Below are 19,154 nucleotides of genomic sequence, written 5' to 3' on the forward strand. Positions count from 1 at the left end.
TGGCGCAATTCCGCGAGCCGGAATCGCTATCACCCGACCCGTGCGCCTTAACCCGGGCGTGTCGCATAGGAATCGATGAGAAATAGCCGAGGGACGCAAAACCTGTTCATAGTAGAGTAGCTATCAGCACTCATTCACCCTTGCGCGAGAAGGCGGGGCAAACGATGACCACGACAACAGACAAACGACCGGCGCAGCCGACTCCGGCCGCAAAGGAACGCAGCAGGCGGTTCCCGTTCTACGCCGCCTCGACCTCGCTGCAGCGCGAGTTCGTCGGCTTGGTGCTGGCGTGGTTCCTTGCCGGGGCCGCGGCGGCGCTGTCAATGATTTTCATCGGCGTCGGGGTCAGCAATGCTGGCGTGCTGCTGATCGCAGGCGTCGTGGCGCTGGCCACCACGCTCGTGTGCATCGTCGTGCCCGCGATCGGTGCGCGCACCCGGTGGGCGGCATCGTGATATGCGCGATCATGCTGCTGTCGGCGGAGGCGCTGTCCATAGCGATTCCGCTCGCCCGACCGTGGCTGCTTGTCGTATTCCCGGTGCTGTGGTCGGCGCGCGCCATGAGACGACAGGTCGGCCTGTGCATCGGCCTGGCGGCCGTCATCATCGTGATCACCGGGCTGTTCCAAGGCACATCAGCCACCATCATGCTGCTGCGGCTGCCCAGTCTGCTCCCCATTATGCTGATCGTTGCCACCATCACCATATTCATCTGGCATATACGCGATGGCGCAGGCAACAACGGCGCAACCGGAGGCAGGCGCGGAGGCAACGAGAACGCCGCCAATCCGGCCGCCGCGGCTGAGCATGCCACTGCCGTCGTCGGGCCGGAAAGCAGCCCCGAAGCGCTCCATGCCGCCGCCTACGACCGCTACGATTCCGACAGCGCCGCCACCGACCCTGGGGAATTCGACCGCAGCAACATCAATCACAGCGCCATCGACCACAGTGCCATCGACCGATATGCCCTCATATCGCACGATCTGCGAGTGCCGCTGACCTCCATCATCGGGTACATTTCGCTTGAGCTGGACGGCGACCAGATCAGCGATGAGACCCGCTCCCACCTCGACATCGCGCTGCGCAACGCCGAACGCCTCAACTCCATGCTTGCGCCGCAGACGATGGTCAACCGGGGACTCGGTCTGGCTGAGGATGCCGAAAAAACGGCCCAGCGCACCGATATCATCCCGATCATCAATGAAGTGCTGGCATCATTCGGCTGGCAGATGAACGAGCGCGGCATTCGGCTGCGCACCAGACTCGACGACAGCCTCGTCGCGGTGGCCGACGAAGGCCAGATCCGGCTGCTGCTGTCCAATCTCGTCTCGAACGCCGTCAAATACAATAAGGCCAACGGCAGCATCTTCGTCAGCGCCAGCACCGCTTCGGGCAACATTCTCGTGGAAATCTCCGATTCCGGGGTCGGCATACCGCACGAGGAGCTGGACAGCATCCGCAGCATGTACTATCGCGCAAGCAATGCGAAGGGCTCCGACGTCGACGGCAGCGGAATCGGCCTGTACACATGCGATATGATCGTCCGCCGCTTGCACAGCAGTCTCGACATCACCTCCGAGCCAGGCAAGGGAACCACCATCACCGTCAGATTCCCCTCATCGCCGCAGCTGTTCGGCGCGAGCGAGGCCCTCACGCCCCAGCAGGCCTGAGGCGAGGCACCGGCATCTCTCCCCTATTCCCCCGGCATGCTCCTGAGGCATTGTCTCTCGCAATCATCGGCTTGCGCGCGTCAGCGGTCAGCGCGTGCTCAGGATTTGCGCAAATCCTGAGCGAAGTCTGCGGATTTGCAGCGATTATGCGCCAGCACTGCGCCACCCTTGCGTAACCCCTAGGCGAATCCTGCGCAGTTGCGGAGAGGCTGCGCGACATTTGCGCGAAACCTGAGCGCCTCGTATCACGTCCGAAACAGCACAATCCTTTCATGGTCTTAAGTTGCAAACCCCGAGCGTTGCACTGCTGAACAAAGCACTGAAAAAGGCACTGTTGAAAGGACCTGACATGGACCGCACACTGACGCCCGTCACATCCATCGATGATGGTTTTGCCGGCTGGAACGTCCCCACGGAGGATGACGATCTGCATGATCTGGACGACGACCTTTCGCTGCTGCGCGAAGACTTCGCCCACGTCGAGCACCCGCTCATCGGGTGCGTCATCCCCGCCTACAACGAAGAGAGCACCATCGGGGACGTGATCCAGTCCCTGCTCGACCAGACGCTCACCCCCGACGAAATCCACGTCGTCATCAACAATTCCAACGACCGGACTTTGCAGAAAGCCCGTGAATTCGCCGGCGTGCACAGAAAATCAAATGCCGAGCGCACCATGGTGTGCGCCGTGTACATTCACGACATCGGCAAGAACGCGGAGAAGAAGGTCGGCGCGCTCAACTACGGGCTATTCCATGATCGCGCCCTTCGACTATGTGCTCGGCGTCGACGGCGATACGGTAGCCGAGCCGGATGCGGTGGCCACGCTGCTCAAGGAGATCGAGTCCGGTCCCAAGATCGGCGGCGTCTCAGCGATTTTCACCGTCGATGATTCCAAGATCAAGGGTCCTATCGCCTCGTGGCTCGTCGCCGGGCAGCGCGCGCAGTTCGCGGCGTTCAACATCAAGGCGATGGCATCATCGCGTCATTCCCGTGCTTGGCGGCCAGTTTTCGCTCTTCTCGGTGCGGGCGCTCGAAGAGGTGGCGAAGCGGGAGAATCAGGCGACCCCGTGGATCATGAAAAGCGAGGTGGAGGATTCCCTGCTCTCGCTGCAGATCAAATCCGCCGGCTACGAGACGATGCTCAGCGCCAGCGCACGGGCGTACGTCGGCGGCATGACCACGCTGCGCTCCCTTGACGGCCAGCAGGTCAAATGGAACTCCGGCGCCGTCGAGCTCATGCGCTCCAATCCGAGGCATCCGAGTCTGACGCAGCGCTGGATGGAGCATATCTCCATGTTCTTCAACGGCTACAATCGCTTCGCCTTCGCGTTTCTGCTCATCTCTTCACTTTCAATCAGCGCGTTCGAGTTCTACCCGATCTGGATAGCGCCCACCGTCGTCGCGATTCTGCTGAATCTGAAGATCGCGCTGAAAATCCGCAGCCGTAACTTCCGCGACATCCTGTTCGCCGTGCTGTTCGTACCGGCCGAACTCTACCTGTGGGTTCGCATTGGCCATTTCGTGCGATCGTGGTGGAAGTCGCTCTTCGGCGGGCAAAGCGACAATTGGGCCGCTCAGGCCAAGGCCGAGCGCGGCCGCGGCAACGCCTATCTGGTCGCGCCGATCATCGAGGTCCTCGTTCTTGCAGTGTGCCTGTTCGTCCAGTTCAAGCTGCCGATTGCCGTGCAGACCGCCGTCATCCTGCCGTTGGGGTGGTGGTCGCTGGCGGTGCTGACCGTCACCCAGACCTGCATTATGCTCGTGTCGCTGCTGCGGCCGACACACGGTGCCAAGGTCTGAGCCGCTGAGCCGCTACAGCGCAACCCGAGCGGTGCATTCAAGCACCAGAAGCATCGCAGCCACCCCAACCATAACAAGCATTCATCAGCAACCGCACCACCAACCGTCAATCGAACGACACCCAAGATTCGACACGATTTTCGACACGAACGGAGTGAACCATGAAGAAGAGAATTTTCACTATAGCCGCCGCAAGCCTTACGGTGGCACTCGGCCTGGGAACCTTGACCGGCTGCGCCAGCCTGGAAAGCCTGACCGGGCTGTCATTGCCCAGCTCCAGCCCATCCGCCACGGCAAGCGGCGCCGCAGCGACCTCCAAAACCCCGGATGACGCGAGCAGCAAGCATTCCAAGACCGGCTTCCTATCGCCATTCAGCGCCAACGGCGCCGTGCATATCTATACGAACATCGAAGGCATCGACTACGTGCTGGCGCTCTACCCATCGCAGTCCACGCCGGACCCAAGCGCATGGTATCCGAAGGGAGACAAGCTGTTCTCGATGAACCTGCAGGCCTATGACCTGTCGACGGACTTGCGGGCGCCATATCTCAACAAGCGCATGGTGTATCTGTCGACCGTATCGATCACCAGCACCCTCACCACGATGTCGGGGGCCACCGGCTCCTCGTCCTCCTTCGTGCGCCACGGCAATGCCGCACAGCTCACCTTCGACCCGGAGCCCCTGGTCAACGGCAACGCTGGCATACTGCTGATGTCGCCCAAGGGCATTTTCGACATGCGCAACCAGACCATAGGCGACCTGCCGCTGGACACCATCGGCATCACGCTCCATATGCAATTCTCGGTGCATGTGCAGCGCACGGCCGGCAGCCCGCTCTACGATGACCGCACGGTAGGCATGGACGTGCCGATCGGCATCACCCCATCGACGAAGGCCACGGCTTCAAAGTCGGTGCCGGTCGACGCCTTCTGACGCGGACGCATGTCATGTCACGGTATGGCATCCTATGACATAGCACGGCATGAGACATACCGTGACATGAAATACTGTGACATGAAATAACATGTGGGCACCCTAGCTCTAGGCAGCAAGCGGACACGGATTGGAAGGAGGCGCGATATGCGCTGGTTCCCATCGCACAATAACAGGCGCGGCAGGCGCGTCGTTTCCAGTGAACGCAGTATTTCCGGTGAACACAGTATTTCCGGTGAGCGCAGTGTTTCCGGCACGCGCAGGTCTTTCGACGGGCACAGATCGTCCGGCAGGCATCGCCTCTTCGACGGGCACGGTGCTTCCGGCGGACGCAAATCGTCCGGCCAGCGCGGCCCCCTTGGCAGGCACGGCTTCGCCAACGGCTTGCGCACAACGATTGCGGCTGCGACCGTGCTGGTCCTCGTGCTGGTCACCTGCGCCTGGACCGCAATCAGGGCGAATGCCCAGTTCGCCCAGGCACCGCCGCGCTACGCCTCCACCGACCAAAATCCCTTCGCCGGGGCCGGACTCTACGTGTATCCGGATTCGCAGGCGGCGCGGGCCTACCGGAGCGCTTCGAGCAGCCAGCAAAGCCAGCTTTCCGTGCTCGCCAGCACGCCGACCGCGATATGGCTCACACCCGACCATGTCCCTGCGAGCGCCGTCGAACCGTATCTGCACGGCATCCTTGCCGATGCGCAGCGAGCGCGCCAGACCGCCGTATTCGTCGTATACGGATTCCCGAACCGCGACTGCGGCAACTACTCCGGCAACGGGATTCTGGCGGATGAATACCTCGAATGGGTGCAGGCGATCACGATTGCGCTCAGACAATCCGCCAGCGCACCGATTCTCATCCTTGAGCCCGACGCGCTGGCGCTTTCCACCCAATGCCGGCCCATCGCCGCGAATCTGCCGCTGCTGCGCATCGCTGTGGACTGGCTCTCGACCAGCGGCGCTTCGATCTACATTGATGCCGGGCACTCCGCATGGGTTCCCGCGCGCCAGATGGCCTCCCTGCTCCAACGGGTGGGTCTGGGCAAGGTCCGGGGATTTTCGCTTAACGTGTCGAACTACAACAGTGACGCCGACGAGCAGCGCTACGGGGATGCGATAAACCAGCTCACCGGCTCCCACTACATTATCGACTCGGGGCGCGCATCGGCACGGCTCCAGGGGCAGCGCCATACGGCAGCCAGGACGCATTCATGTGGATCAAACCGCCCGGGGAATCCGACGGCCCGTGCAACGGCGGACCTGCTGCGGGCACGTGGTGGAATGAGCGCGCGCTGGGCATGGTATAGCGCGTAGTGCGCACGAAATGAACATGCCTAGCCACGCTTGATTACCAACGTATCCTTGATATTGCAACAATTATGGCCATTGTCGCAATGGCATAGCGTCGCTTATGATGTTCGTTTCGTGCGCACTATGCAAAACCCAGGGCGCGTAGTGCGCAGGGTCCCTACGACGCAGTATCTCTATGCCAACACGCTGCTGAGCTCGCGCCGCGAGGACAGCCTAAGCTTGGCGAGCACCTTGCGCATGTGGAAGGCGATGGTAGGTGTCGCCAGATACAACGACTGCGCGATCTGCGCATTGGTCCGGCCCTGGGCCACGAGCATGGCGATTTCGCGTTCACGGGTGCTCAGCGATTCGATGCCCGAAAGCACCGCCGGATCCGTATCGTCAATAAGCGCCAGCGCACGGCGCACGGCCGGTCTGGCGCCAAGGGTGAGGAACTGCTCCGCAGCCTGCCGCAGCGTACGCGCCCCGCCCGCTGCATCGCCCAGGCTCAGCTGCATCCGCCCGGCGTCGCTGAGCGCCTGAGCCCGCACGCGCGGGGCCGGCGCCCCGGCATCGTCAGCGCCACGAACGGCGGCGCGGTAGGCGCGCAGCGCACGTTCCGGCAAGTCGTAAGCCTCCGCCACGCGCCCTTCAAGCCAGTTCATCGAGCCATAGATCGGCGACCAGTCCAGACCGACATGCTTGTGCAGCTCGGCGAGCTCACGGTCGGCCTCCTCGGCCCGTCCCAGCGCGGCGAGCGCATCGACCCGATAGGTGAAGATGGAGCGCCCGGCAAGCCAGCGCCCTTGCAGCGCCTCAGGCGAGAGCGCATCGAGCACGGCCTGTGCATCGCCATGCATGCGGGCATGCTGCACCTGGGCGAGCAGTTCGAGTTCGGCACCGAAGGTGTCGTAGTCGGTGACGGTGACTTCGCGTGCGATGCGCCTGTTCTCGGCATAGGCGTCCTCGTCGCCGGCCTGGGCCGCCAGCACTGCGCGCAGCAGGAAGACCAGCGGGCGCGAGGAGACGTCGATGCTGTCGAGCGCGCCGACCGCAGCCCCTTCAGGCATCGATCCGGCCTCGGAAGTGCGCCCGGCAAGCCACCAGCAGTAGGCCAGCAGCACTCTCGCATGCCCTAGGCTCCACCCCACGATACCGTCCGCCGCCAGCGCGTTCGCCGCTTCGAGATCGGCCGTCGCCGCCTGCACGGCTCCAATACCGGCGTACACGCCGCCGCGGCAGGTGAGCGCGTCGGCCAGCGCCGGTGACGCTTCGGCGTTCGCAATGAGGCCGGAAAGCGCGTCAACCTCGCGTTGCACCCGTTCGAGGTCGCGCACGCGAGCGGCTGCCGTGACGGCAAGCCCTGTAGCGCGCAGCAAAATCTGCCCGGCATCAGGCATCACGGCGAGCCGCGCGTCGCTCAGCGGCATCGCCTCATCCTGCACACGATGCGCGAGTTCACGCACATCGTCAAGCAGGCCCAGCACCGGCGTGTAATCATCGGTGGTGAGCTGCACCATAACCGCCATCATCGTGATATGCATGCGCAGCACGGTGTCATCCGGGTGCTGCGGCTCGCGCGCCAGCAGCTCATGCACGAACGCGAGCGCCCACGGCACGTCTCCGGTGATCTGCCGGGTCTGCAGCAGCGCCAGGTCGCGCACCGGATCGGGGTCGAGCGCCTCAAGCTCGGGCAGCAGATCGAGCACGATGGGACTGATGAAGTTCGCGCCAGCAAGCACGCAGGCTTCGACGATCAGCTCGCCGCGCATAGCCGGGTCGGCGAGCATGGCGGCCCGGCGCAGGTAGATGATGGCGCGCCCCGGGTCGCCGGACGCCTCGGCAGCGCTTGCCGCCGCCCGCACACGCTGCAGGAGATCCGCCGTGAGGCCGTCGCCGCGCGCCGTCGCCGCATCAAGCCGACACAGCAAAGCGCGGTGCGGGTTGGAAACCTGCGCGGAAGCGGCCTCAAGAATGGCGATGCGTCGCTGGGCGTCGAGTCCTTCGGCGATATCGGCGGCAAAAAGGCTATGGAACGGCCGCACGCTTCCGGGCGCGGAACGCACGAGCAGACCTGCGGCGATGGCGGCCTCCACATCGACGGTGTCGCCGAGGCATTGTGCGATTGCCTCCACTTCCCGAGCGCACACACCATCACGAAGCAAGGCGGCAATCTCGAGCGCATGGCGCACCGCAGGCGTCGCATCGGCGCTGCCTTGTGCGAACGCCTGCCCAGGGCGAGCCGGCAGATGCACCCCCGAATCCCAATGCGAACGGGTCTCGCCGGGCGCTGGCTCCATGGCGGCAATGACCGCGTCAATGTAGAGCGGCAGACCGCCGGAAAGCTCGCGAATGCGGCTGGCCAGCCGCAGCGATATTTCAAGGCCATGCACCCGGGAGACGTATCCGCGCAACGCACGGGCATCGAGCGGCGCGAGTTCGATCTGCTGCCTGCGCGCCCAAGCGTCAGGTTCGGCGGCGAAAATCTCCTGAGCTATCTCACCAGTGCGCGGCTCATGCCCGCTGAGCACCACGCCTGCGCCGGAGAACGCGAGACGGCCCAGCACGAAACGCAGCGCGCGCAATGATTTGTCGTCGATCCATTGCGCGTTGTCGATCACGACGAGCAGGCGGCGCGTCCCCGAGGTACCTCGCGAGAGCACGGACAGCAGCGAACGCACCACGCCCGAGAATTCAAGGCCGGTCGCCTCGCCCACCCCCGCAAGCACCCCGGCGCGCTCGCCCGCGGCCCGCGCGACCTTGTCGATAAGAGCGAACGAAAAATCAGCTTCGAAAGCGTCGGCGCTCACCGAGACCACACGGAAACGGTCGGCTGCCTGTTCAAACTGCCGCAGCCAGGTCGTCTTGCCCACTCCGGGAAGCCCAGTCACTGAGATAAGCTCGCTGCCGCCTCCCGAAAGCCGCGCGGCAACCGCCTCGGGCAGTTCCTCCGGGGGGGGAGCGAGGGGTAGGCAACGGTATTCATGCGGCTAGCCTATCAGCCAAAAGCACTATCCATGTCAGATAGTCTTTGCAGTTTCTTTAGTAGCGTACGACAATCTGCCGTTCAATGGAATCACACAGGAACTACACGCACTGGCCGGGTCCCACGGCTCGCCCCACAGCAAGGTTTGAGAGAGGAATGATCATGTCCAGCAACAGCACAGCACCGCACCAGGCACGCACGGCGATGATTATTGAGGACGATCCGGATATCGGCAGGCTTATCAGCGATATCTTCCAGCACACGGGTTTCACCACGCGCATCTACACCAACGGCGAGGACGCTATCGAGAGTCTGCAGCAGCGACCGGAGAGTCTCGCCATCGTAACGATCGACGTCATGCTGGGCAATGGCATCGATGGCTTCGAGACCATCCGCCGCGTCCGCGCGCTGAGCGATGCCTATATCATCATGATGACCTCGCTGAGCGAAGAGAACGATGTCGTCGAGGGGCTCGCCGCCGGCGCGGATCAGTACATCCGCAAGCCATTCAGACCGCACGAGTTCAGGGCTTCGCTCAAAGCCTACCTGCGCAGAGCGGATCAGCCCGTATACCCCGACACTGGCTTCGAGCAAGCGATCGGCGGCCCCGTCACATCGTGGTCCATGCCGAAGCTTCGACCCGTGCCAAGGCTGCAGCCCGCGGCAAGCGCAGCCGCCGCAGCGACTCAGCTGCTGGAACGTGTGGACATTGGCGAGACGACCGATTCGGCCGCGTTCGACATGCAGGAATACGAAAGCTCATGGATTGAATACAATGGTCTGCGCCTCAACACGCTCAGCCGCGAGCTGCTGGTGAACAATGCGGAGGTGCAACTGACGAAAACCGAGTTCAACCTCATGACTCTGCTCCTGCAGAGCGGCAGCCGAGTGCGTTCGCGGGCGAATCTGGCCTTGGAGCTGCGGACAGGCAAGAAATTCGTGACCAATTATGTCGTCACCGATGCCGAATGCCGCTCGATCGAAGTGCATCTCGCGAATCTGCGCAAAAAGCTCGGCGAGAACACCGGCGGCAACCAATGGATTCGGACCGTGCGCGGCGTGGGCTACAAGCTCGCCAAGGAGATGTAGCCCCATAAGGGGATACGCAAGTCGGGCGTGTCGCACGGGGAGCCATACCGGGATGCAAAAACCGCCGTTCGTTGACCTTTATGGTCAACGAACGGCGGTTTTCATGAGTTAAGAGTGACGCTCAATCACTCGGTACTCTTGTGCGAGACCGAATCCGTAGGTCTCACGCGATGGCCCGCTTGTCATAGCTTCGCCTGCGGCTCAGCTCCTCGCAGCCTTAGCGGCTGCTCGGCCTCGGCTACTGACAACGCACTGCGTTGTCTGCTTCACGCCTCGGACTGCGCGCGGACGATCTTGCCAGTGAAGGACTGGTTCTCGTCGGCGTCAGCGGCTTCGCCCTTGTTCCAGGAGAACATGCCACGCAGCTTCGGGCCGACCTCTTCGATTTTCTCGTGGGAGAACTTCTCCTGCAGCTCCTTGAACTTCGGCGCGCCGGCATCCTGATCGTCGATGAACTCCTTGGCGAAGGAGCCGTCCTGGATGCGACCAAGCTGGTACTCCATGCGCTTCTTGGTGGAGTCGTCGACGACCTGCGAGATGAAGTCGCCGTACTGCGCGGTGTCGGAGCAGCTCCAACGAGCCTTGTTCAGGCCGCCTTCGTTCATGAGGTCAACGAGCATCTTGAGCTCGTGGCACACTTCGAAGTAGGCGATCTCCGGCTGGTAGCCAGCCTCGGTGAGCACCTCGAAGCCGCACTCGACCAGGTGGTTGACGCCACCCATGAGGACGTCCTGCTCGCCGAAGAGATCGGTCTCGGTTTCTTCCTTGAAGGTGGTCTTGATGGCGCCTGCACGCAGCGCGCCCAGAGCCTTGGCGTAGGCCAGAGTGATGGCCCAGCCGTCACCGCGAGGATCCTGTTCGACAGCCACCACGACCGGCACGCCGCGGCCTGCGGCGTACTCGCGGCGCACGATGTGGCCCGGGCCTTTGGGAGCGACCATGAAGACCGGGTGATCGGCGGACGGCTTGATGTAGCCGTAATGAATATTGAAGCCGTGGGCGAAGGCGATTGCGGCGCCCGGCTTGATGTTGGGCTCGATGTCGTTGGCCCAGATGGTGCGCTGGAACTGATCGGGCGCCAAAATCATGATGACGTCCGCCTCGGCGGAAGCCTCCGGCACGCTCTTGACCTCAAGACCCTGCTCCTTGGCGAATTCCACGGACTTGGAGGTGGGGCGCAGGCCGACGACGACATCGACACCGGAATCGCGCAGGTTCAGCGCGTGAGCGTGACCTTGCGAGCCGTAGCCGATGATCGCAACCTTCTTGCCCGCGAGGACAGAGAGATCGCCATCGTCTTCGTACCAGATTTGTGCTGCCATAATATATGCACTCCTTATTTGTGCTGTTGAAAATTCAGGTCATGTTGGCCCCCACACGGGGCCAGTCGCCGTTCAAGCGGCGTATGCAATCGGATTTTGTCCTACTAACCGTTGCCCATCATACTCGAAACCCCGACGGCGCTGTGCCGCCATGTCGTTTCGAGCGCGATGCCATCGTAGGACGCACGATCCGTACATTGCCGCATGAAACGCTTACTTGGTGAAATCAGCGTCTTTGGTCTCGCGGCAGGTCGCCACCGCCACCAGGCAGCACAGCGCCATAATGGCGAGATACAGCCCGACGGAGCGCACGCCCCAGTTGTGCGAGAGCCAGGTGGCGATGGTCGGCACGAAGGCCGCGCCGGCGATGGCCGCGAGGTTATAGCCCAGCCCGGAGCCGGAATATCGCACATTCGCATCGAACAGCTCCGGCAGGAACGCGCCGATCGGTCCGAAAGCGATGCCCATCAGGGCGAAGCCGACGCACAGGAACACCATCACCTGCACGAAATCGCGCCGCCCCTCACCCATCAGCAGATACGGGAACACCAGCGAGAACACCACGAGCGCGCACGAGGAGAACACCAGCACGCGGCGACGTCCGACCCTGTCGGCATACAGGCAGGAGAGCATGATGAACACGGCGAACACGCAGATCGCGACCATAAGCATGAGCAGATACTCCTGGTTGGTGAAGCCGAGCCCGCCACCGCCCTGCGCCACGCTTTTCGTGCCCCAGGCGAGCGACCATGTGGCCAGCGTGTAGAACAGCGTGTAGGTGACGGCCACGACGAACGTCGCTTGGAGCACCTGCTTCCAATGCTTGGTGAGCACGGTGGTGAGCGGTGCCTTGACCACGCGGTGCTCCCGCTGGGCGATGCGGAAGATCGGCGTCTCCTCCATGCGCACGCGCACGATGAGGCCGACAATCACCAGCACCGATGAGAGCAGGAAGGGCACGCGCCAGCCCCAGGCGAGCATCGCCGCGGAGTTGGTGGTCGCCTCCAGCACGAAGTACGTGCCGTTCGACAGAAAGAACCCGATCGGAGCGCCCAGCTCGGGGAAGGAGCCGTAGAGAGCGCGCTTGCTGTCAGGCGCGTTCTCCGTGGCGACCAGCGCCGCGCCGGACCATTCGCCGCCCAATCCGATGCCTTGCACGAAGCGGCACAGACACAGCACGGCGACTGCGGCCACGCCCCACTGCGCGTATGTCGGCAGGCAGCCGATCAGGAATGTGGCCAGGCCCATAGTGAACAGCGAGACCACGAGCGTGGTCTTGCGGCCAAGCCTGTCGCCGAAATGCCCGAACACCAGCGAGCCCAACGGTCTCGCGATGAAGGCGATGGCGAAGGTGAGCAGGCTCATGAGCAGGGCCACGGTGGGATTGGTCTTCTGCGAGAAGAACAGCTTGGGGAAGTAATTCGCCGCCGCCGTCCCATAGGCGTAGAAATCATAGAATTCGATGGCGGTGCCGACCATAGAGGCCGCGATGACGGTTCTCACCGAGTCCCGGGCCATAGTGCCGAGTTTTGCGGCGGTCGTAGGCTCGTGCTGCCCTGCTGATGTGGACTGCCCTGCCGGCCTGCTGCCTGCCGTGACATGTGCTGTAGTCATTTGCGATATCTCTCCTGAAGCGCTGCGCGGCGCACCGAGACTGTTCTCGGCAGCGGCTGCGCGGCGACCACGTATGCGTGCTGCGTACTGCTTGCTTCCGGCTTCTTTGGAGCGTTGACCTTGTGAGGCGCAACAAAAAAGCCCCGCAACTCGTGCAGGGCTTGTCACATGATGTGCGATATCGCGGCCCTGCCTTCATTGACGGGGCCGAAACGAATGTCGAATCAATCCGCCAACGAAGACGGAATAATAATTCGTGCAGAGGCACTGTGTTCAGAAGTAACGTGTGCAACTGGGGCGCATAACGTCATATTCATGGTCATCGTGGCGGACCTCCTCTCATCGTCGTACGGTTCTTGGCGGGCTGTTTGCCCGACTGGTTGTTAAGATAGGCCCGGCAGGCTGAAACCACATCCGGGCGTCCACATAATGGACACTTCCGGCGTGTCGGCGTGCTTCCACTGCGGAGTTTCAGATGACGATGATCCGGCCGCCCTGGATGATCCGGCCGCCATGAGAGCGCCGGCCGGACTGGCCGGCGCGACTCGAATCACCTGCTGTACACGGCTTCATAGCGGCGACCGCCGAAATGCATAATCATGCATGCAGCCGGCCGCTGGCCAAGACACGGCCAGATATGCGCTGCGCCCGCAGGCCTTATGGCACTGCGGGCGCAACCCGGTTTGCTGGCGGCTGCCTGCGCCGGTCATCGCAACTGCATTGCGGCGACCACCGTCAGTTCAGCTGGTTAGCTGGCTCAGCTCTTCGGTACAGCGCCCTCCTGAGAGTGGTCATACACCGGCTTGTTGTCCGCACTGAACTTGTAGACGCCGATGCTGGCCTTGCTCGGGTCGCCATTGCTGTTGAACGGGCCGATGCCGGCCTGCCCCACGTAATGGATCTCCTTCTTCTCCTTGAGCAGCGCGAGGCAGTCCTTGTAGGTCTTGCACTCGGTGCCGCCCTTCGCGCCGGAGACCGCCGCGAGGTTCTTCTGCACGGTCACGCCGTCCACGGCGCCGCCCTTCTGGGCTGCGAGCGCGGCGAGAATCGAGCCGTCATAGGTCTCGGCGGAGTAGGTGAAGTCCGACAGCCCGGGCTGGATGGCCTTGAGCTTGGCCTGGAAGGCATCGCTCGGATGAGCGCCAGGAATCGTGCCGGTGGCACCCGTGATCAGGCCCGGGGTGAAGTCCTTGGAGTAGTCGGCCGTGTTGCCATCAGTCATGTACATCTTGGTCTTCGTATCCAAGCCCTGGCTGGACATCTCCTTGACCAGCTGCTTGGTCTGGTCGAAGGCGATCACCAGCGTGGCATCGGGGTTCGTGGCCTTGATGGTGCTGACCAGCGGCGCGAAGTTGGTCTCAGTCGGGTCGAAGGTGTCCTTCTCGCCGTAGACGACCTGCACGCCCGCAGCCTCGGCGGTCTTGACCACGACATCGCGAAGGTTGGTGCCGTACTCATCGTTGAACACCGCGATGGCCAGCTTGCGCACGCCATCCTGGGCAATCACGTTGCCGAGCACTGCGCCCTGCACGGAATCCGGCGGCACGGTGCGGAAGAAGTACGGGCTGACACCGGAGAGCGCCGGCGAGGTCGCGCCCATCGAAATCTGCGGAACCTTGGCCTCGCTGATCGACTTGTAGACGTTCTTCACCACGGAGCTGGAAGCCGGGCCCATAATCACCGAAGGATTCTTGGAGAGCACCGACTGTGCGCCGGAGGTGTTCTGATCGGCGTGGTCGGCATCGGAGACGTCGGCGGTCGCCGTCGTGATCGGCTTGCCCAGCACGCCGCCAGCGGCGTTGATGTCCTTGGTGGCCAGCTTGAACGCCGAGGTCTCGGCGGGTCCCAGGTAGGCCAGCGAGCCGGTCTCCGGGAACAGCGCGCCCAGCACGAAGGCGCCGGACGACGAGCTGGAGCTGGAACCGGATGACGACGAGCCGCAGCCAGCCAGGGCCATAAGCGCAGCAGCCACCGCGGCCGTCGCGATAAGCGGCAACTTCTTGTAACGGACATTATTCATCAGCAATCACCCTATCTTTTCTCTTCAGGCCCGCGTCCGCGGGCGATGGTTCGGGAACGGCAGCGCATACGGCCGCCGGTCTTGGTGATGAATGTAAGCGGGCGATGCAACGAGGGCGTGTGCCGAATGTTTCCACCCAGTGATGCTGGTAAACTGCCCGAAACATTGCCGACACATGGATGCGTCAGCGGTATAGGAACACAGCAACTTACGAAACGGCCAAGCGGCCCGGCGGGCAATCCCGTCGGGCCGCTTGGCCGTAGCCAATAAGGCAATATCGTCGCCCAATTGCGCTCTCAGCGCCCTTCTTCTTCGACTTCCTCTTCGAGGTTGCCCAGATAGAGCGAGATCACCTTGGGGTCGTTGAGCAGGTCGCGGCCCCGGCCCGAGTAGGCGTTGCGGCCCTGGTCGAGCACGTAGCCGCGGTCGCAGATCTGCAGGCAGCGCGAGGCGTTCTGCTCGACGATGATGACGGAGACGCCGGCCTTGTTGACCTCGCGCACGCGGATGAAGGTCTCGTCCTGCAGCATCGGCGACAGGCCTGCCGAAGGCTCGTCAAGCAGCAGCACGGAAGGCTTCATCATCAGCGCCCGGCCCATGGCCACCATCTGGCGTTCGCCGCCGGAGAGCGAGCCAGCGAGCTGGTCCTTGCGTTCGGCGAGCTTGGGGAAGATCGAGCAGACGTAGTCGAAGCGCTCAGCGAACAGTTTCGGGGCCTGGAAGGCGCCCATATGCATGTTCTCGGCGATGGTGAGCGAGGGGAAGACGTTCTCGGTCTGCGGCACGAAGCCCACGCCGCGGGCCACGAGCTTGTCGGCGCGCATATTGGTGATCTTCTCGCCACGCAGCATCAGCTCGCCCGACGATACGTGCACCAGGCCGAAGAGCGACTTGAGCAGCGTGGACTTGCCGGCACCGTTGGGGCCGATGATGCCGACGATCTCGCCGTCGTGCAGGGTCAGCGATGCGCCGTCGAGGATGTTGACCCCGGGCAGATAGCCGGCCACCAAGTCGATGGCGTCCATAAGCGGCTCGCCCTCAGGTTCGCCGACGTGGATTTCGGCGCGGGATACTACTGCTGTCTCGCTCATAGTTCGGCTCCTTCCGCCTGCGTAGCTGCCGGAGGCTGCTCCACCTCTTCGATATCCTCGATATCGCCCAGATCGATGTTGGCACGCGCGCCCAAGTAGGCGTCGACCACGGCCTGATCGTTCATCACGCTCTTCGGCTGGCCTTCCGCCACGATCTTGCCCTCGGCCATAACCGTGACCCAATCAGCGATATGGCGCACCATATTCATATCGTGCTCGACGAACAGCACCGTGGTGCCATCTTCGCGCAGCGACATGATGCAGTCGAGCAGCGACTGCTTGAGCGCCGGATTGACGCCGGCCATCGGCTCGTCGAGCATGACCAGCTGCGGGTCACGCATAAGCGCCCGGGCCATTTCCAGGAGCTTGCGCTGCCCGCCAGAAAGCGAGCCGGCGAAATCGTCCTTCTTCTTGATGAGCAGGAAGCGTTCGAGCAGCGATTCGGCCTTCTCGATGTTCTGCTTCTCGTATTTGCGCCACCGCACCGGGAACAGCGAGGTAAGCATGCCCTCGCCCGGCTGCACCGGAGCGCCGAGCAGCATGTTGTCGAGCACGGTGAGCCGGCTCATGACCTTGGTCAGCTGGAAGGTGCGGACCATGCCCATACGGGCCACCTTCTCCGGCGAAACCGAGGAGAGCGGATGCCCGTCGAACTGCCAGGTGCCCGAATTCGGCGTGTCGAAGCCGGTCATGAGGTTGAAGAAAGTGGTCTTGCCCGCGCCGTTCGGCCCGATCAACGCCGTGATGCCGTGGCGCTCGATTTCGAAATGCTGCACGTCGACGGCGGTGACCCCCCCGAACTTGCGGGTGACGGAGTCGGCCACCAGAATCGGATCCGGCTTGGGCACGCCCGGCGTGTTGTCGACGAATGCAAGGTCCTTTTCCACCTTGTCGCCGAAGGCCGTGGAGATAAGCTCCTCGCCTTCCGGCGCCTTCGTCGCCCACTTGGCCAGATCGTGGAACGGAATGTTTTGCTCAGCCATGGAACGCCAGCTCCCTTCGGTCGCCCATCAATCCTTGCGGTCTGAAAATCACCAGGCACATCAGCGCGATGCCCATGATCACCCAGCCCAGCGCCTCGACCTGATTGGAGGAGATGATGGTGTCGGGAATCGTGTCGCGCATCAGCTCCTTGATGAAGGTCAGGCTCACCCACAGCAGGCACGAGCCTAGGATAGGCCCAAGCACCGTGGCCGCGCCGCCCATGAGCAGAATCGTCCAAGTGTAGAACGTGACCTGGCGGCCCAGCGAATCAGGCTGCACCGACCTCGGCAGCACGAAGAGGATGCCTGCGAGCGCGCCGAACGCGCCACCGAGGAAGAGCGATTGCAGCTTGAAGCGCGTGACCGGCTTGCCCAGCGAGCGCACCGCGTTCTCGTCCTCGCGGATGCCCTTGAGCACACGGCCCCACGGCGATTTGAACCAGCGCCAGGTCAGCAGCGCGGCGATGAGCACCAGCGCCCACCCGACGAGACGAATCCACCAGGAATCAGCGACATTATTTGAATACGTCCACAGCAGGAAGGTCGACCGGCCCGAGGGGAAGGGCGAAGCGCCCTCGAACTGCGTGGTGAAGTTCTGCGGCGAGATGCCGCCCGAGCCGCCGGTGATTTTGGTCATCGAGGTCGATCTGCCGACGATGCGCACAATCTCGGCGGCGGCCAGCGTCACCATCGAGAGGTAGTCGGGCCCGAGCCGCAGCGTCGGTATGCCCAGCAGCAGCGCGTAGATGCCTGCCAGCAGCAGCGCCATGCACACCGAGGCGAACAGGTTCCAGCCCATCGACTGGCTGATGGCGAAGCCGTAGGCGCCCAGCAGCATGAAGCCCGCCTGGCCCATGTTGAACATGCCGGTCATGCCGAAGTGGATATTGAGTCCGATGGCGGCCAAGGCGTATGCCGCCGTGGTCGGGGCGATTAGTTCGCCCAGTGAATTGGATATCAGGTTCATGAAATCCATGATCAGCCCACCCTTTGCAACTTGCCGAAGAGACCCTGCGGCCGCAGCAGCAGGACGATGATGAGAATCGCGAGCGCACTCGCGTAGCGCATGTCGTTGGGAATGAACAGCGAGCTCATATCCGCGACGATGCCGATGACCAGCGAGCCGACCAGTGCGCCGTTCGCCGTGCCCAGGCCACCCAGCGTGACCGCGGAGAACATGAGCAGCAGCAGTACAGCGCCGGTGTTCCATGCGATGCCGTTGAGGTAGATGCCCATGAGCACGCCGGACAGGGCGGCGAGCGCGCAGGAGAGAATCCACACGACGCGGACCACCTGCTCGACGTTGATGCCGGAGGCGGAGGCCAGCGCGGCGTTGTCGGAGACGGCTCTGGTGGCGCGTCCCAGCCGCGTGCGGTACAGGAAGAAGGTGACGCCGATAATGACGATGATGGCTATCGCCGCCGATACCAGCGTGGCCGTATCAGTGGTGATCGGGCCGAGCTGGAATCCCTGGTCGACCGCGGTTGTGATGCCTTTGACATTGCCGCCGAAGAAGAACTGGAAGAGGTATTGCAGCACCATCGACAGGCCGATGGTGACGATCATCTGCTGCATGGTGCCGACATGCTTGCGCCGCAACGGCGCCCACACCAGCTCGTTCTGCAGCAGTCCGGAGGCCGCACCGATGATGATGGCGAAGATGGCCGCAGCCCACAGCGGCATATGAAGCAGCTGCACGCCGACGTAGGCCATAAGGCCGCCGAGCGTCACCTGCTCGCCATGCGAGAAGGAGCTCAGGCCCGTGGTGCCGTAGACGAGATTCATGCCCACGCTCATCAGCGCGAGCATCAGACCGAAGATGATGCCCGAATACAGCTGCTGCCATACACGCGCCCCGAAATTGGCACCGGCGGAGTTGCTTGAGCTGCTCTGCGTGGAAGCGCTGGAGCTGGAGGAAGATCCAGAGCTCGTTGAGGCGCTGCCGCTTGCGCTGGGGCTCGAAGTCGTCTCGCCCGGCTTGTCGAAGCGCACGACGCCGCGCTGCTTGGAGAAGTCGCTTTTCTCGATATCCACCGTTTCGGCGTTGGCCTTAAGGCCGTGGTCCTTTGCCACCCCGGCGTCAATGGTCGCCGTGTACTTTCCGTCGGCCGTGACGCTGAACGCCCACTTGCCGGTGTCGTCGGTCGTCGTCGTGGCGCTTTCCTTGCCGGATAGCGTCACTGTAGCGCCCACGACCGGATTCCTGTTGGCATCCTGCAGGATGCCGTTGACGCATCCGTTGGTGCCGGTCGGATTGCACACCGGAACCGGCTGCGCAGCTTGCGCAGTCGTGGACCATACGCCACTTATGGCAAGCAGCAGCATTAAGAACATCGCACTCAGCAGCATTCGTGC

Annotated in this window: 15 protein-coding genes; 7 read left to right on the forward strand and 8 right to left on the reverse strand. The window is 63.1% G+C overall.

Annotated elements, in window-relative coordinates; genetic code table 11:
• Positions 1–164: 164 nt before the first annotated feature.
• The 6 genes from DDF78_RS03710 to DDF78_RS03735 all read left to right on the forward strand — a co-directional run bounded on the left by DDF78_RS03710 (position 165) and on the right by DDF78_RS03735 (position 5,718).
• Complete coding sequence (locus tag DDF78_RS03710) at positions 165–455, forward strand: hypothetical protein (protein ID WP_152580435.1); 291 nt, start codon at positions 165–167, stop codon at positions 453–455.
• Positions 452–1,669 (forward strand): sensor histidine kinase, encoded by a 1,218-nt coding sequence (locus tag DDF78_RS03715; RefSeq protein WP_152580436.1) that lies wholly within the window; start codon positions 452–454, stop codon positions 1,667–1,669. The genes DDF78_RS03710 and DDF78_RS03715 overlap by 4 nt, the downstream gene beginning before the upstream one ends.
• Before the next feature lie 349 nt (positions 1,670–2,018).
• Positions 2,019–2,561: a glycosyltransferase gene (locus DDF78_RS03720; RefSeq protein WP_152580437.1), complete on the forward strand. Its 543-nt coding sequence runs from the start codon at positions 2,019–2,021 to the stop codon at positions 2,559–2,561.
• Positions 2,562–2,662: 101 nt separating this feature from the next.
• Positions 2,663–3,472 (forward strand): glycosyltransferase family 2 protein, encoded by an 810-nt coding sequence (locus tag DDF78_RS03725; RefSeq protein WP_162000678.1) that lies wholly within the window; start codon positions 2,663–2,665, stop codon positions 3,470–3,472.
• 161 nt (positions 3,473–3,633) lie between these two features.
• Positions 3,634–4,407, forward strand: coding sequence for a hypothetical protein (locus DDF78_RS03730; RefSeq protein WP_152580439.1), 774 nt, complete (start codon positions 3,634–3,636; stop codon positions 4,405–4,407).
• A 147-nt stretch (positions 4,408–4,554) separates the two neighbouring features.
• Positions 4,555–5,718 (forward strand): glycoside hydrolase family 6 protein, encoded by a 1,164-nt coding sequence (locus tag DDF78_RS03735; protein ID WP_152580440.1) that lies wholly within the window; start codon positions 4,555–4,557, stop codon positions 5,716–5,718.
• Between the two features lie 170 nt (positions 5,719–5,888).
• On the opposite strand, the gene DDF78_RS03740 is transcribed toward DDF78_RS03735, so the two are convergent.
• Positions 5,889–8,639: a helix-turn-helix transcriptional regulator gene (locus DDF78_RS03740; protein ID WP_272869815.1), complete on the reverse strand. Its 2,751-nt coding sequence runs from the start codon at positions 8,637–8,639 to the stop codon at positions 5,889–5,891.
• A 203-nt stretch (positions 8,640–8,842) separates the two neighbouring features.
• Here DDF78_RS03740 and DDF78_RS03745 point away from each other — a divergent pair, with 203 nt between their 5' ends.
• Entirely contained in the window at positions 8,843–9,769 is a 927-nt protein-coding gene (locus DDF78_RS03745) for a response regulator transcription factor (RefSeq protein WP_162000679.1), read from the forward strand.
• A gap of 266 nt (positions 9,770–10,035) precedes the next feature.
• Here DDF78_RS03745 and ilvC read toward each other — a convergent pair whose 3' ends face one another.
• From ilvC to DDF78_RS03780, 7 genes are all read right to left on the reverse strand, one after another.
• Entirely contained in the window at positions 10,036–11,091 is a 1,056-nt protein-coding gene (gene ilvC / locus DDF78_RS03750) for a ketol-acid reductoisomerase (protein WP_024463103.1), read from the reverse strand.
• A 213-nt stretch (positions 11,092–11,304) separates the two neighbouring features.
• Complete coding sequence (locus tag DDF78_RS03755; RefSeq protein ID WP_152580443.1) at positions 11,305–12,705, reverse strand: MFS transporter; 1,401 nt, start codon at positions 12,703–12,705, stop codon at positions 11,305–11,307.
• Between the two features lie 757 nt (positions 12,706–13,462).
• Entirely contained in the window at positions 13,463–14,725 is a 1,263-nt protein-coding gene (locus DDF78_RS03760; RefSeq protein WP_152580444.1) for an ABC transporter substrate-binding protein, read from the reverse strand.
• Between the two features lie 296 nt (positions 14,726–15,021).
• Positions 15,022–15,816: an ABC transporter ATP-binding protein gene (locus DDF78_RS03765; RefSeq protein ID WP_152580445.1), complete on the reverse strand. Its 795-nt coding sequence runs from the start codon at positions 15,814–15,816 to the stop codon at positions 15,022–15,024.
• On the reverse strand, positions 15,813–16,799 hold the full coding sequence (locus DDF78_RS03770) for an ABC transporter ATP-binding protein (protein WP_152580446.1): 987 nt from the start codon (positions 16,797–16,799) through the stop codon (positions 15,813–15,815). The genes DDF78_RS03765 and DDF78_RS03770 overlap by 4 nt, the downstream gene beginning before the upstream one ends.
• Entirely contained in the window at positions 16,792–17,775 is a 984-nt protein-coding gene (locus tag DDF78_RS03775; RefSeq protein ID WP_152580447.1) for a branched-chain amino acid ABC transporter permease, read from the reverse strand. The genes DDF78_RS03770 and DDF78_RS03775 overlap by 8 nt, the downstream gene beginning before the upstream one ends.
• 2 nt (positions 17,776–17,777) lie before the next feature.
• Positions 17,778–19,133 carry an ABC transporter permease subunit gene (locus DDF78_RS03780; protein ID WP_237564539.1) on the reverse strand — a complete coding sequence of 452 codons (1,356 nt, stop codon included), beginning with the start codon at positions 19,131–19,133 and terminating at the stop codon, positions 17,778–17,780.
• Between the last annotated feature and the right edge of the window lie 21 nt (positions 19,134–19,154).

It is taken from the genome of Bifidobacterium tibiigranuli (assembly GCF_009371885.1).
GTDB lineage: Bacteria > Actinomycetota > Actinomycetes > Actinomycetales > Bifidobacteriaceae > Bifidobacterium > Bifidobacterium tibiigranuli.

Coding starts and splice junctions, on each gene's coding strand:
- DDF78_RS03710 (WP_152580435.1), top strand. CDS start 165: ATGACCACGACAACAGACAAACGACCGGCGCAGCCGACTCCGGCCGCA.
- DDF78_RS03720 (WP_152580437.1), top strand. CDS start 2,019: ATGGACCGCACACTGACGCCCGTCACATCCATCGATGATGGTTTTGCC.
- DDF78_RS03730 (WP_152580439.1), top strand. CDS start 3,634: ATGAAGAAGAGAATTTTCACTATAGCCGCCGCAAGCCTTACGGTGGCA.
- DDF78_RS03735 (WP_152580440.1), top strand. CDS start 4,555: ATGCGCTGGTTCCCATCGCACAATAACAGGCGCGGCAGGCGCGTCGTT.
- DDF78_RS03745 (WP_162000679.1), top strand. CDS start 8,843: ATGTCCAGCAACAGCACAGCACCGCACCAGGCACGCACGGCGATGATT.
- ilvC (WP_024463103.1), bottom strand. CDS start 11,091: ATGGCAGCACAAATCTGGTACGAAGACGATGGCGATCTCTCTGTCCTC.
- DDF78_RS03755 (WP_152580443.1), bottom strand. CDS start 12,705: ATGACTACAGCACATGTCACGGCAGGCAGCAGGCCGGCAGGGCAGTCC.
- DDF78_RS03760 (WP_152580444.1), bottom strand. CDS start 14,725: ATGAATAATGTCCGTTACAAGAAGTTGCCGCTTATCGCGACGGCCGCG.
- DDF78_RS03765 (WP_152580445.1), bottom strand. CDS start 15,816: ATGAGCGAGACAGCAGTAGTATCCCGCGCCGAAATCCACGTCGGCGAA.
- DDF78_RS03770 (WP_152580446.1), bottom strand. CDS start 16,799: ATGGCTGAGCAAAACATTCCGTTCCACGATCTGGCCAAGTGGGCGACG.
- DDF78_RS03775 (WP_152580447.1), bottom strand. CDS start 17,775: ATGGATTTCATGAACCTGATATCCAATTCACTGGGCGAACTAATCGCC.
- DDF78_RS03780 (WP_237564539.1), bottom strand. CDS start 19,133: ATGTTCTTAATGCTGCTGCTTGCCATAAGTGGCGTATGGTCCACGACT.